This window comes from Kribbella ginsengisoli, from assembly GCF_039537185.1.
Classification (GTDB): domain Bacteria; phylum Actinomycetota; class Actinomycetes; order Propionibacteriales; family Kribbellaceae; genus Kribbella; species Kribbella koreensis.
Genome location: NZ_BAABAA010000002.1, coordinates 130,267 through 143,095 on the forward strand (window position 1 = coordinate 130,267; position 12,829 = coordinate 143,095).

The window sequence follows — 12,829 nt, forward strand, 5'->3', positions numbered from 1 at the left end:
CACTTGAGCACCGCCGACACCTGGTCGGCCGAACTAGCATCCACCGGCCAGGTCGTCTTCCCCCAACGCCGCAAACGCCTCTGGATCCGCGGCGCAATCGCAGCCCTCCTCTTCGGTAACTCCCTGTGGTCCCTCATCGCCCACATCCAAGCCGACGACATGACCGGCGTGATCGCAGTACTCCGAATCACGTCCCTAAGCGCCTTCGTCTACCTGCTCGCCATCACCATCTGGCAGCTCATCACCCGGCGCCCGACACTGACCGTCGACCACACCGGCATCCGCCGTGGCAAGAACACCAAGAGCGGCTACACCTGGCAGCAGATCGCCAGCATCGACGACCCCTCGGGCGTTTTCGGCCTCACCGGCGGTCTAGGTCTGCGCAGCGTCCAGGTCCAACCGGTCGACCGCCACCACTCGACCGCCCTCGGCATCACCCACGACAACGTCGTGGACCTGGACGAACTCTCAACCTGGCTCCGCACCCTCCACACCAGGCAAACGCAGCCTACCGACGACTGACCCGCCTGCGTCCGACCAGCCAGGCGACGCCGGAGGCGACCCCGAGTACTGCGCAGAGGCCGGTCAGCCCGCCCCAGAACCTCAGATCGTCACGCGCCGCCTCCACCGCCCATACCGCACGCCCTCGCTCCGGCCGCGCGACCGCATACTCGACCGGCAACATGTCGTTCACCCGGAAGAAGTAGTCGCCCGGGTCCCGGTCCGTCTCGAACCGGTACTCCGCTCCGCCGACGACATACCGGATCTCCACACTCCCCGACCCGTTGTCATACCAGCCCGGCTCACACACCCCGACCACTACCCCGTCAACGACAGCAGTCGTCTCATCCCAACCACGCGACACCTGCCACTGATGCCCCGCCAGCACCCCGAAAAACAACAGCATCAACCCAAAGAACGCCACCACCGCCCCACCGGCGCCCGTGGCAGCATGCCTCCCCAGCACCCCCTGCCGCCCAGCGCCCCAACGCCTCATACCCCGAAGTGTCTACCCCTCCGGGTCCAGCCGGCATTGCCGCACAGCAGCCCAGCTCAACCGCCCTCGGCTGGGTCAGGTCAGGCCGAGGCGTTTGGTGAGGCGGGGGCCTCGTTTGATTTTGATTTCGCCGAGGATGGCGGTGCCGCGGATGTGGAAGACCTTGGGGGCCGACTGCGGTTCCTCGACGGCGCCCAGGGCGGAGTCCTGCTCGGAGACCGAGCCGAGGATCGGGTTGCTGTCGAGGTGGACGATCGCGTTGCGGGGGACGCGGATCTTCACGTCGGCGAGGATCGACTTCACGTCGATGAAGATCTCGTTGTACGGGACGTGCGCCTCGGTGTAGTCGAGGGTGACGTCGCCGAGGACCGCGTTGACCTCCTGGCGCTCGGGTGCGATCCAGTTGCCGATGCGCTTCTGGTCGGACAGGAAGACGTTGATGACCGGGGCGTGCACCGTCATCCCGGGGCCCGGGCTGGTGTGGCTGATCGGCGCGACGGCGGCCGCGCCGGCTGCCAGCGTCGGGCCGTTGGGGAGATCGGAGGCGATCTCGACCAGCTCGCCGTACGTCTTGGCGGAGTACAACGTCTCCAGCCGGTCCTCGAGCTCGGTGTAGCTCAGCCGGCCCTCGCCCGCGGCTTCCCGCAGTACGTCGGCGACCTCTTCCCGCTCGAGATCCGACACCCGTCTGCGCAGCGCCAGCTCGTCCCCGGTCGGCGCCGGCACGCTGTCTTGGCGAGGCGTGTCCTGCGGACGGTTCGGCTGCGAGAACTCATTGTCGGCCACACCAAAACTCTACGCGCGGCACCGGTCCGCCGCGGATACGTCAAATCCCCGAATCGACCCTGATCACGCCCCTGACCCGCCTGAACACTTAGACCGAAAGTAAATCGTTGACAACGCAGCGCGACCACAACCACCGTGGATGGCGATCCTGACCCCGGCAACGAGGAGCAGTTTCTTGAAGCGACTTCTGACGGCGCTCGTCGCGGCGAGCGCGGCCTTCATCGTTCTCCTGACCCCGACCGCCGCCCAGGCGGCGCCCTTCGTCCAAGGCGACTTCGGCGCCTACCCGAACGAGAACTCCTATCCGACCGTGGCCGGTTGCTCCGGCACCTTCTCGCTCCCGTCCGATATGCCCGGCGGCCCCGTGCAGTACGGCGACTGGGAAGGCCACCACGTGAAGCTGGAGTTCTACTACTCCAGCCGCTGTGGCGCCTACGCGCGGATCAGCAACGCGCCCGGCAGCTGCCAGGCGACGATCCAGCGCGATGCCAACGGCGACCGCCGCGAGGAGGGACGGATGTGGGAGACCGTCGACCCCGGTGACAACTTCGCCTACACCCGGATCGCCAACAACCTGAACGGCCGGCTCGCCCGCGCGCTGCTGGTCTGCAACACGGCCACCAGCGGCAACCTCGTCGCCAGCACCGACTGGTACTGAGCCCCGGTCACAAGACGGGCCGGTACTCCGGTACCGGCCCGTCGCTGCGGTCTCCAGGGCACGGAACTAGGCTTATGGGGTTCTGAGACCACTTGCCCTGGAGGTACGACCGGTGTCCGCCGACTTCAACTACTCCGAACTGCTCCCGCTGGGTGCCGACGACACGGAGTACCGGCTCCTCACCACCGAGGGGGTCAGCACGTTCACCGCGGGCGGGCGCACCTTCCTGCAGGTGGAGCCCGAGGTGCTGCAGCAGCTCACCGCCGAGGCGATGCACGACATCTCGCACTACCTCCGTACCGCGCACCTCACCCAGCTCCGGCGCATCATCGACGACCCGGAAGCGTCCGGCAACGACCGGTTCGTCGCGCTCGACCTGCTGAAGAACGCGAACATCTCGGCCGGCGGCGTGCTGCCGATGTGCCAGGACACCGGCACCGCGATCGTGATGGGCAAGAAGTCCGAGGGCGTGCTGACCGGCGCGGTCGACGAGGAGTGGATCAGCCGCGGCGTGTACGACGCGTACACCAAGCTCAACCTGCGCTACTCGCAGATGGCGCCGCTGACCATGTGGGACGAGAAGAACACCGGCTCGAACCTGCCGGCCCAGATCGAGCTGTACTCGACGCCCGGCTCGGCCGCCGCGGACCCGGCGTACAAGTTCCTCTTCATGGCCAAGGGCGGCGGCTCGGCGAACAAGTCGTTCCTGTTCCAGGAGACCAAGGCGGTGCTCAACCCGGACGGGATGATGAAGTTCCTGGACGAGAAGATCCGCTCGCTCGGTACCGCCGCCTGCCCGCCGTACCACCTGGCGATCGTGGTCGGCGGCACCTCCGCGGAGTACGCGCTGAAGACGGCGAAGTACGCGTCGGCGCACTACCTCGACGCGCTGCCGACGACCGGATCGCCGCTGGGCAACGGGTTCCGCGACCTGGAACTGGAGCAGAAGGTCTTCGAGCTGACCCAGGAGTTCGGGATCGGCGCGCAGTTCGGCGGCAAGTACTTCTGCCACGACGTCCGGGTGATCCGGCTGCCGCGGCACGGCGCGTCCTGCCCGGTCGCGATCGCGGTCTCCTGTTCGGCGGACCGGCAGGCGCTGGCCAAGATCACCCCGGAGGGCGTCTTCCTGGAGCAGCTCGAGCGCGACCCGGCCCGCTTCCTGCCGGACACGACCGACGAGCATCTCTCCGACGATTCCGACGTCGTACGGATCGACCTGAACCGGCCGATGGCGGAGATCCGCGCCGAGCTGTCGAAGCTGCCGGTGAAGACCCGGCTGTCGCTGAACGGGCCGCTCGTCGTCGCCCGCGACATCGCGCACGCCAAGATCAAGGAGCGCCTCGACGCCGGCGAGCCGATGCCGCAGTACCTGAAGGACCATGCCGTGTACTACGCCGGCCCCGCGAAGACCCCCGAGGGCTACGCCTCCGGCTCCTTCGGCCCGACCACGGCCGGCCGGATGGACGCGTACGTCGACCAGTTCCAGGCCGCCGGCGGCTCCTTCGTGATGCTTGCCAAGGGCAACCGCTCGGCCCAGGTCACCAAGGCCTGCAAGGAACACGGCGGCTTCTACCTCGGCTCGATCGGCGGGCCCGCGGCCCGGCTGGCGCAGGACTGCATCAAGTCCGTCGACGTGATCGAGTACGCCGAACTCGGGATGGAAGCCGTCTGGAAGATCGAGGTCGAGGACTTCCCCGCCTTCGTCGTGGTCGATGACAAGGGCAACGACTTCTTCACCGACACCCGCAAGCCGGTCCCGCTGACCGTCCGCCCCCGCAGCTGAGGATGAGCACCGAGGACGGCCCGGCCCAGGTCGGCGACCTGCCGGCGATCGGCCGGCCGGCGACCAGCGCGCTGATGGCCGCCGGGGTCACCAGCCTGGCACAGGTCGCCGGGCTGAGCCGCCGGGAACTGCTCGCCATGCACGGCATCGGGCCGAAGGCCGTCCGCCTTCTCGAAGGCGCCCTGGCGGAAATCGGCTCGACCTTCGCCGATTGATACCGGCGAAGGTGTTCGCCCGGAGGCGCCCTCGCAGCGCGCCGGCCGGCCGGCCGTCGGCCGGCTGGCTAGCTGGCGTTGGCGGCGGTTGTCGCCGGGTCGGGGAGTTTGATCATCAGGTGCTTGGCGGCACGGAGCAGGTCGGCTTCGTTGTGACCGAATGCCTGGAGGTAGGAGCGCAGGGCGGATCGCAGCAGCCGGAGCTCCTCGTCGTTCAGTTCGATGGTGTGCATGTTTTTCACGGTAAACCCGCCGCCGCCAGAAAGCGCCGGTCGTGATCGAGCCGTTGCGTCGGGCGGCCGCGGTCAGCTGGTGGGCCAGCCGGCGATCTCCAGGATCTCGTTGGCGACCTTCGGCAGCTTGCGGTCGTTCACCACGGTGAAGTCCTCGACCGCGGCATGCCCGTCGTACTCCACCCGCGCCCGCTCCAGCCGCACCATCTGTACGTCGCACCCGGTCAGGCTGGCCGTGTAACCCTCCCGCAGCTCAGCCGTCTCGATCACCCCGCTGACCAGCACGAACCGCGCACCCGCCGCCCGGTAGGTCGCCCAGACGGCCTTGAGGTTGCGCACCTTCAGCCGGTCGTGGAATCCCCGTTGATGCGCCGGCGCCGGCCCGTACTGCGCGAGCGCGTCCAGGTCGATCACGGCCGTCGGCAGCATCCGGTCGGTGAGGATCCGCCCGATCGCCTGCCCGACCGCCGTCTTACCGGCTCCCCCGCCGCCGTTGATCAACAACGCCCGGCAGCCGGTGTCCATGATCGCCATCTGTCCAGGTTAGGAGCGATCACCGCGTTTGAGGACATAAACCGTCGGCCGAAGTTTCCCGAGGAACTGATACACCTCCCAGTGCAGGTTCGCCTCCACATGCTGATAGACGTCCGCACCATGCTCGGCGACCATCGCTTCCCTGGTACGCCGAAGCCGCGCCAGCCGCAGCAGCGCCCGCGAGACGGGTTGCGTGCGCTCCTCGCCGTACTCCCGCCACTCCGTCCCGATCACGTCCTTCTCGTCGACCACCAGCCCGGCGCCAGCAAAGGCCGTCTCGAGCGTCGCTTCGTCCAGGTTGGCGATCACATTGCCCAGATGCCGACTCATCATGTCGGCCTCACCGGCAGTCAGCAGCTCCGTCGCCGTCTGGGTGAACACCACCATCCGCCCATCCGCCTTGAGCACAGACGCAGCCCCCGCCAACGCCCCAGCCAAATCCTCCAATTGCGGCACCACCTCACGACACCAGATCAGATCGAACCGCCGCTCACTCCCGGCCAGCTCCTCCATCCCGAGCCGCTCAACGCTGATCCGCTCCTCCAGCCCAGCAGCCTCCACCGCCTCCCGAGCCTGCCGCACATGAAGCTCCACCGGATCGATCCCGTACCCCGTGACATCCCGCTCCCCCACCAACCGAATGAGCTGAGCCCCATCCCGGCACCCCGCATCGAGCACGGCATCCCCAGCCCTCAACCACCCAGCCGCCCGCTCCACCAACCACTCGGGCCCACGCGGCCCCAAACTCCGATCCAACTGCTCGTACACATCCCAAGTCACCGGCCCATAAACCCGCCCCAACCGCTCCGCATGCGCCGTCGCCGATCCATCGGCCCGCCGAACCCCATCGCTCTCCACCCGCCCACTCCAGCACCTACCGCGGTCGAACTCCAACGGGTTTCAGCCCTCCCCCCAGCCGTCCCGCAGGCGGTCGCGCCCTGCCCAACGACTGTCACGCGACAGAGGGAATCGGCGGACCGCCACGCACGCACAACTCCCGGGATCAGCCTCGACACGCCGGGGTAAGCGATTGCCCGTCCGAGTTAGGCATGCGCCGGCAATCACCGGTTGCCGTCAGCAACCAAATCCGGCCGAGCTTCGACAACCCCACAGGCACGCACGAAGCACACGAGCAGGCGCGCGCGTCGCCCAACGACAGCCGGCTTGCGCGCGCCACGCACTCGCCGGTGGCTCGGGGGTCAGCCCAGGAGCTCCTTGGCTATGTGGGTTACGGCGTGGCCGGTGGGGGCTTCGGGGAGGCGTAGGTGGGGGTCTGGGCGCCAGGATTGCCAGTCTTCGGAGAAGGGGGTGGTCCAGGCTTCGATGTCCTGGATGGCGGTGTGGGCGCTCGCGGTGATGCGGTCGGCCTCCGCCTGGGTGTAGCGGCCGGCGGCGACGGCGCCCTCCAACTCGTCTTCGTCTTTCCACTCGATCCGGCGGTCGGGGTGGATCCACAGGTCGAGGACGTAGTCCTCGGAAGTGGTGCGCTTGGCCTCGATGTCGCGGACGTGCTCGGACTCGAGGTTCACGTACCAGCCGAGGAACGTCTGGTCGGCGGACCAGAAGTGCCAGACCGACCACGGCTTACCGGTCGGGGACACCAGCAGGATCCCGGTGCCGTGCCAGATGTCGAGCTTGAGCACCCGCTCCTCGGTGAACATCCCGAACGGACCCGCATGCCGCATCTCGCGCCCGTCGAGCAACACGGGCTTGATCACCGGCGTACCAGGCGCTAGCCACGCGACCAGCCCGTCCTCGTCATCCCGCACCACTGTCATGGGCCGCACGTTCGGCAACGCGCTGAACCGGCCCTGCTCCTCGTAGACCCACTCGATCCTCGTGCCGGGCGCCCAGTACAGCTCGACCCCGGTCGTCGTCTCCGCCGTCACGACCCGGCCGGCCGGGTCATCGAGAGCACGTCGAGCGCGGCGTCGAGCTGCTCCTCGGTCAGGTCGCCGTTGCTGACGTGACCGTTCTCGATCACGACCTCCCGGATCGACTTGCCCTGCTTGAGCGCGCTCTTCGCCACCGCAGCCGCGTTCTCGTACCCGATGTACTTGTTCAGCGGCGTGACGATCGACGGCGACGACTCGGCCAGCGCGCGGGCATGCTCAACGTGAGCGGTGATGCCGTCGACGCACCGGTCGGCAAGCAGCCGGGACGCATTGCTCAGCAGCTGGATCGACTCGAGCAGGTTGCGCGCGATCACCGGCAGCATCACGTTCAGCTCGAAGTTGCCGCCGGCCCCGGCCACCGTGATCGTGGTGTCGTTGCCGATCACCTGCGCGGCCACCATCAGCGTCGCCTCGCAGATCACCGGATTCACCTTGCCCGGCATGATGCTCGACCCCGGCTGCAGATCCGGCAGCGCGATCTCACCGAGCCCCGCGCGCGGCCCGGACCCCATCCAGCGCAGGTCGTTGCAGATCTTCGTCAAGCTGACCGCGATCGTCTTCAGCTGCCCCGACAACTCCACCAGCCCGTCGCGAGCCCCCTGCGCCTCGAAGTGGTCAGCAGCCTCACGAAGCTCGAGCCCGGTACGCCGATTGAGCTCGGCGATCACCTTCCCCGCAAAACCGGCCGGCGTGTTGATGCCCGTCCCGACCGCAGTCCCACCAAGCGGCAACTCGGTCACCCGGGGCAGCGTCGCCCGAACCCGGTCCGCACCCCGGCTGATCTGCGCCGCATACCCGTTGAACTCCTGCCCCAGCGTCACCGGCGTCGCGTCCATCAAGTGCGTCCGCCCGGACTTCACCACCGACGCGAACTCAGATCCCTTACGAGACAGGGATTCCACCAAGTGCTCCAGCGCCGGCAACAGATCCTGCACGACCCCGGCCGTCGCCGCGACGTGGATCGCCGACGGGAAGGTGTCGTTACTCGACTGGCTGGCGTTCACGTGATCGTTCGGGTGCACCTCGGCGTCCAGCGCCCGGGTCGCGAGCGTGGCCAGCACCTCGTTCACGTTCATATTGGTCGACGTGCCGGACCCCGTCTGGAACACATCGATCGGGAACTCGGCGTCGAACTCGCCGGCCGTCACCCGGTCGGCCGCCGCGACGATGCCGTCGGCAAGCTTGCCGTCCACCACGCCGAGCTCCGCGTTCACCACCGCGGCCGAGGCCTTGATCTGGGCGAGCGCGTGCACGAGGGCCGGCGCCAGCGGCTGGCCGGAGATCGGGAAGTTCTCCACCGCGCGCTGGGTCTGCGCCCGCCACAACGCGTCGCGGGGCACCTTGACCTCGCCCATCGTGTCGTGCTCGATCCTGAATTCCACGTTGTCTCCCATACCTGCAGAGTACGTCGAGGCTAGGAGCCACCCTGATAGACGTAGTACTTCTCGTCTCGTCCCTGCAGAACAACGGGAACAGGCCGCACGGAGCACGCACCGAAGACCTCGCGCATCACCGCTTCCAAAGCGGCAGAGGCCGACGACGACCACACCGTCAACACCCCGCCGGGGGCCAGCCGACCGCGGCACTCAGCCAGGAATTCACTCTCGTAGAGCGCCGAATTCTCGTTGTGGACAAGGAAGTCCGGCCCATTGTCCACATCGAGCAGCACCCCGTCCAACGACGCCGCGGGCTGAGCCAGTACGACGTCCCGCACATCCCCCACCACCACCGAGACCCGCGCATCGTCGAGCACCGACGGCACCAGCCCCGACCGCATCCACTCGACCACAGCCGGCTCGATCTCGGCGACCAGGACAGACGACACCCGCGAGTCGGCCAACAGAGAACGCACGGTGTACCCGAGCCCCAGCCCACCCACCAGCACCCGCGCAGGCCGCAGTACCGCATCCAGCGCCGCAGACGCCAGCAACTCCTCGCTCGACGTCTCGACGTCGTCCATCACGAAGACGCCGTTGACCCGCAACTCCAGGGCCCCGTCTCCGCGCCGCCGCAGTAACAACTCGCCCCGCTCACTGACCGCCCGCGCCACCTCGCTCACCCCAACATCCTCCCGCACGCTTACGTCCGAAGAACTGGAGGTACGTCCACTCCACTTCTTCGGACGTAAGAGAAGGGCTGTCCACAGAAGGGAGAGGGTGGGGGTGGTGGGGGGAGGGGGGCGGGAGGGATGCTCTGGGGATGGGGAGTGACTGGGAGGGGCGGCGGAAGCCGGGGGAGGTTGCGCGAGCTGCCCGCGCGGAGCGGGCGCGCCTGACGAGACAGCTGTTCGCGGACCAGTACGGCGTGGCGAGCAGGCGCCAGTTGTACGCCGCCGGCCTCAGCCGCTGGGACGTGCGGGCAGAAGTGAAGGCTGGGCGCTGGCGCCTGACCGGCCCACAGACGGTCAGCAGCAAGACCGGCACTCTCGACCAGCGAGGGCTGTGGTGGACCGCCGTACTCGAGGTTGGCTCGCAGGCCGCGCTGGATGGCGTGACTGCCTTACAGGCTGCTGGTCTCAAAGGATTCGACGAACCTGTGCTCCATGTGTCGATGCCGAAATCCGGAAGGCCGAGGAGCTGGCCGGGTGCCCGGATCCACGAAACCAGGAGGCGGCGGCCAGGGGATCTGACTGGGGCCGGACTCCCCCGCACCAGGCCTGCGATCGCTGCCGTGCGCGGCGCCTTGTGGGCCGTTTCCGACCGTCAGGCGGCACTGGTGCTGGTAATGGCCGTGCAGCAACGGCTGGTCAAGGTAGATGCTTTGACGACAGCGATGGACGATGTGAAGAGACATCGCCGCCGGCCGCTTCTGCTGACGGTACTGCGCGACCTCCGCGATGGAGCCGAGTCCCTCGGTGAACTGGACTTCGCCCGGTTGTGCCGGGACGCCGGATTGCCCGAGCCCGACCGCCAGGTGCTGCACGATCGACCGCACGGCAAGGCGTTCGTCGATGCCGAGTGGACGGAGTACGGACTGATCGTCGAGATCGACGGAATCCATCATGCCGAGGCACCGGCCTTGATCGCCGACGCGTTGCGCCAGAACGACCTCACCAACAACCGCTCGACCGTCCTGAGAATCCCGGTCCTGGCGCTTCGCACCGAGCCCGCCAGGTTCGTCACCCAGATCCGCACCGCCCTCCTCGCCCGAGGATGGCGTGGCCCCGCTACGTCCGAAGAAGTGGAGCAGACGTCCCACTAGTTCTTCGGACGTAAGGATTCAGGGCGGTTAGTACCAGCCCTTGTTCTGCGAGTGCGCCCAGGCGCTGCAGGGGGAGCCGTAGGTGTTGTCGATGTAGTCCAGGCCCCACTTGATCTGGGTGACCGGGTTGGTGCGCCAGTCCTTGCCGTACGCCGCCATCCGGTTGCCGGGCAGCGCCTGCGGGATGCCGTACGCCGTGGAGCTCGGGTTGTCGGCGTCGACGCGCCAGCGCGACTCTTTGTTCCACAGGCTCTCCAGGCAGCCGAACTGACTGTCCTTCCAGCCGTGGTCGGCGAGCAGGTTCTTCGCGATCTGCTTCGGCGTGCCCTCGAACTTCTTCCGCTCGGCGTCGCGGCTGGCGCGCTCCTCGCTCGAGCTGCGCTGGGTCTTCTGCAGCGCCTTGTACCGGGCCATCGCGGTGTTCTTGGCCTTCTGCCGCAGGTCCGACTGGTCCTGCGCGGCCTTGCGGGCCGACTCGACGGCCTCGATCTGGTTGCGGAGCTGAATGACCTCCTGGGCCTGCTCCGCGGGACTCAGTTCCTTCGGCTTCGGCGACTTGGCCGCCTGGGCCCGCTCACTGTTCAGCACGGCCATCTCGGCGCGCCCGGAGACCGGGTCGGACGCGGTCGCGCTCCCGGGGGAGGCGAAGAGGTCGAGGCCTGCGACAACGGAGACGACGACGATCCCACTGACCGCGAGGATCGCGACGGAGCGCTTGGCTTTCATCTGTCCTTCCGAGTTACCCGACCCCCGTCGGCTGCAACAGGAACATACTCTGGCCTAATCAGAGCGTGATCACAACAACGTCACAATGAACGGTGCGGCCACATGGCGTGTGGCCGCACCGGGTAGCGCGAAAGTCTTACTTCTGTTTTACAGACCGGCCGCTAGAGCTGGACGTCCTCCAGCATCTCGGTCACCAGCGCGGCGATCGGCGAGCGCTCCGACCGGGTCAACGTGACGTGCGCGAAAAGTGGGTGACCCTTCAGCTTCTCCACCACCGCGACCACGCCGTCGTGCCGGCCGACCCGCAGGTTGTCGCGCTGCGCGACGTCGTGGGTGAGCACCACCCGCGAGTTCGCGCCGATCCGGGACAGCACCGTGAGCAGCACGTTGCGCTCCAGCGACTGGGCCTCGTCGACGATCACGAACGCGTCGTGCAGCGACCGGCCGCGGATGTGGGTCAGCGGCATCACTTCGAGCATGCCGCGGTCCATCACCTCGTCGATCACGTCCGGACTCGTCAGCGCGCCCAGCGTGTCGTGCACCGCCTGCGCCCAGGGCGCCATCTTCTCCGACTCCGAGCCGGGCAGGTAACCGAGCTCCTGCCCGCCGACCGCGAACAGCGGCCGGAAGACGACGACCTTCTTGTGCTGGCGCCGCTCCATCACCGCTTCCAGTCCGGCACACAGGGCCAGCGCAGACTTACCGGTACCGGCGCGGCCGCCGAGCGAGATGATCCCGACGTCCGGGTCCAGCAGCAGATCCAGTGCGACCCGCTGCTCGGCCGAGCGGCCCCGGAGCCCGAAGGCCTCCCGGTCGCCGCGGACCAGCCGGATCCGCTTGTCCGGCATCACCCGGCCCAGCGCGCTGCCACGCTCCGACAGCAGCACCAGTCCCGTGTGGGTGGGGAAGTCCCGCCCCTCGGGGATGTCCAGTACGCCGTCCTCGTAGAGCGAGTCGACGTCGCTGGTCGGCACCTCGATCTCGTCCATCCCGGTCCAGCCGGACTCCAGCGTCAGCTCGGCGCGGTACTCCTCCGCGTCCAGGCCGCAGGCCGAGGCCTTGACCCGCATCGGCAGGTCCTTGGAGACCAGTGTGACGTCGCGGCCCTCGGCCTGGAAGTTGCAGGCCACCGCGAGGATCCGGCTGTCGTTGTCGCCGAGCCGGAAACCGGCCGGCAGGCTCTCGGGATCGGTGTGATTCAGCTCGACCCGGAGCATTCCACCCTTCTCCCCCACTGGCAGGGGGGCGTCCAATCGTCCGTGCTGGATCCGGAGCTCGTCCATCAAGCGCAACGCGGTGCGAGCGAAGTAGCCGAGCTCAGGGTGATGCCGTTTTGCCTCCAGTTCGGTGACGACGACAACCGGGATGACCACCTCGTGCTCGTCGAACCGCAGCATCGCGTGCGGGTCGGACAGAAGCACGGAGGTGTCCAGCACGAAAGTGCGCTGGTCCGGCGTGGATGAGGGGTTTGACGCCTTGGCGTGGGTGGCAGCCATGTCGCACGTCCTCTCGGACCGCAGCGTGCACCACGCCCGGCCCACCAGTGGTTAGGTGTTGGACCGGGTCCGGACCCGGAGGTCTGGTGCAGACCCCCTCCGTCCCGCAGCACGCGCGGAACCGGAAATCAGTGAGGGTGAGACCGTGGGTCTCGGGCACTCCGTTCGGCGCCTCATGGGGCTACCGGCGAGCAATTACGTCTCATCTGATCGGGCCTCCCGGACAGCCGGCTTCCCCTCCGACCGTCACTAAGGACTGTAGGTCTGTCGCGCAAACCCCGCAGCCCGACACGCCCGGCCACGGG

General features: G+C 68.0%; 15 protein-coding genes. 5 read left to right on the plus strand and 10 right to left on the minus strand.

Going from position 1 to position 12,829, the window contains the following annotated elements; translation table 11 throughout:
- Window positions 1–3: 3 nt before the first annotated feature.
- On the plus strand, window positions 4–522 hold the full coding sequence (locus tag ABD768_RS07890) for a hypothetical protein (protein WP_344838944.1): 519 nt from the start codon (window positions 4–6) through the stop codon (window positions 520–522).
- On the opposite strand, the gene ABD768_RS07895 is transcribed toward ABD768_RS07890, so the two are convergent.
- Window positions 509–997, minus strand: coding sequence for a hypothetical protein (locus ABD768_RS07895; RefSeq protein WP_344838947.1), 489 nt, complete (start codon window positions 995–997; stop codon window positions 509–511). The genes ABD768_RS07890 and ABD768_RS07895 overlap by 14 nt on opposite strands.
- A gap of 75 nt (window positions 998–1,072) precedes the next feature.
- Window positions 1,073–1,783: a DUF1707 SHOCT-like domain-containing protein gene (locus ABD768_RS07900; RefSeq protein WP_344838950.1), complete on the minus strand. Its 711-nt coding sequence runs from the start codon at window positions 1,781–1,783 to the stop codon at window positions 1,073–1,075.
- 175 nt (window positions 1,784–1,958) lie between these two features.
- Between ABD768_RS07900 and ABD768_RS07905 the strand changes: the two genes are divergently transcribed.
- From ABD768_RS07905 to ABD768_RS07915, 3 genes are all read left to right on the plus strand, one after another.
- A complete protein-coding gene (locus ABD768_RS07905; protein WP_343982346.1) occupies window positions 1,959–2,441 on the plus strand; it encodes a hypothetical protein in 483 nt (160 codons plus the stop codon).
- Window positions 2,442–2,553: 112 nt separating this feature from the next.
- Window positions 2,554–4,224 (plus strand): fumarate hydratase, encoded by a 1,671-nt coding sequence (locus tag ABD768_RS07910; RefSeq protein WP_344838953.1) that lies wholly within the window; start codon window positions 2,554–2,556, stop codon window positions 4,222–4,224.
- A gap of 2 nt (window positions 4,225–4,226) precedes the next feature.
- Window positions 4,227–4,439, plus strand: a complete 213-nt coding sequence (locus ABD768_RS07915) for a helix-hairpin-helix domain-containing protein (RefSeq protein WP_344838956.1) — start codon at window positions 4,227–4,229, stop codon at window positions 4,437–4,439.
- Window positions 4,440–4,507: 68 nt separating this feature from the next.
- On the opposite strand, the gene ABD768_RS07920 is transcribed toward ABD768_RS07915, so the two are convergent.
- The 6 genes from ABD768_RS07920 to ABD768_RS07945 form a co-directional block, all read right to left on the minus strand.
- On the minus strand, window positions 4,508–4,672 hold the full coding sequence (locus ABD768_RS07920; RefSeq protein ID WP_328328179.1) for a hypothetical protein: 165 nt from the start codon (window positions 4,670–4,672) through the stop codon (window positions 4,508–4,510).
- A 72-nt stretch (window positions 4,673–4,744) separates the two neighbouring features.
- Window positions 4,745–5,206 (minus strand): hypothetical protein, encoded by a 462-nt coding sequence (locus tag ABD768_RS07925; protein WP_343982338.1) that lies wholly within the window; start codon window positions 5,204–5,206, stop codon window positions 4,745–4,747.
- 9 nt (window positions 5,207–5,215) lie between these two features.
- Window positions 5,216–6,064 (minus strand): SAM-dependent methyltransferase, encoded by an 849-nt coding sequence (locus ABD768_RS07930; RefSeq protein ID WP_344838961.1) that lies wholly within the window; start codon window positions 6,062–6,064, stop codon window positions 5,216–5,218.
- Window positions 6,065–6,405: 341 nt separating this feature from the next.
- Entirely contained in the window at window positions 6,406–7,095 is a 690-nt protein-coding gene (locus tag ABD768_RS07935; RefSeq protein ID WP_344838964.1) for a ribonuclease FAU-1 family protein, read from the minus strand.
- Window positions 7,092–8,495, minus strand: coding sequence for a class II fumarate hydratase (locus ABD768_RS07940; protein WP_343982330.1), 1,404 nt, complete (start codon window positions 8,493–8,495; stop codon window positions 7,092–7,094). Before ABD768_RS07940 ends, ABD768_RS07935 begins: the two co-directional genes overlap by 4 nt.
- A gap of 20 nt (window positions 8,496–8,515) precedes the next feature.
- A complete protein-coding gene (locus tag ABD768_RS07945) occupies window positions 8,516–9,160 on the minus strand; it encodes a spermine/spermidine synthase domain-containing protein (RefSeq protein ID WP_344838967.1) in 645 nt (214 codons plus the stop codon).
- Between the two features lie 140 nt (window positions 9,161–9,300).
- Here ABD768_RS07945 and ABD768_RS07950 point away from each other — a divergent pair, with 140 nt between their 5' ends.
- On the plus strand, window positions 9,301–10,302 hold the full coding sequence (locus ABD768_RS07950; protein WP_344838970.1) for a hypothetical protein: 1,002 nt from the start codon (window positions 9,301–9,303) through the stop codon (window positions 10,300–10,302).
- A 27-nt stretch (window positions 10,303–10,329) separates the two neighbouring features.
- Here the strand turns inward: ABD768_RS07950 and ABD768_RS07955 are convergent, their stop codons facing one another.
- Window positions 10,330–11,028 (minus strand): aggregation-promoting factor C-terminal-like domain-containing protein, encoded by a 699-nt coding sequence (locus ABD768_RS07955; RefSeq protein WP_343982321.1) that lies wholly within the window; start codon window positions 11,026–11,028, stop codon window positions 10,330–10,332.
- Window positions 11,029–11,189: 161 nt separating this feature from the next.
- Entirely contained in the window at window positions 11,190–12,524 is a 1,335-nt protein-coding gene (phoH2, locus tag ABD768_RS07960) for an RNA 5'-3' helicase PhoH2 (protein WP_328328195.1), read from the minus strand.
- Window positions 12,525–12,829: the final 305 nt, after the last annotated feature.

What these genes read in the sequence shown, in the direction of transcription:
- ABD768_RS07950 (WP_344838970.1), top strand. Translation starts at nt 9,301, where the DNA reads ATGGGGAGTGACTGGGAGGGGCGGCGGAAGCCGGGGGAGGTTGCGCGA.
- ABD768_RS07925 (WP_343982338.1), bottom strand. Translation starts at nt 5,206, where the DNA reads ATGGCGATCATGGACACCGGCTGCCGGGCGTTGTTGATCAACGGCGGC.
- ABD768_RS07895 (WP_344838947.1), bottom strand. Translation starts at nt 997, where the DNA reads ATGAGGCGTTGGGGCGCTGGGCGGCAGGGGGTGCTGGGGAGGCATGCT.
- ABD768_RS07915 (WP_344838956.1), top strand. Translation starts at nt 4,227, where the DNA reads ATGAGCACCGAGGACGGCCCGGCCCAGGTCGGCGACCTGCCGGCGATC.
- ABD768_RS07955 (WP_343982321.1), bottom strand. Translation starts at nt 11,028, where the DNA reads ATGAAAGCCAAGCGCTCCGTCGCGATCCTCGCGGTCAGTGGGATCGTC.
- phoH2 (WP_328328195.1), bottom strand. Translation starts at nt 12,524, where the DNA reads ATGGCTGCCACCCACGCCAAGGCGTCAAACCCCTCATCCACGCCGGAC.
- ABD768_RS07940 (WP_343982330.1), bottom strand. Translation starts at nt 8,495, where the DNA reads ATGGGAGACAACGTGGAATTCAGGATCGAGCACGACACGATGGGCGAG.
- ABD768_RS07920 (WP_328328179.1), bottom strand. Translation starts at nt 4,672, where the DNA reads ATGCACACCATCGAACTGAACGACGAGGAGCTCCGGCTGCTGCGATCC.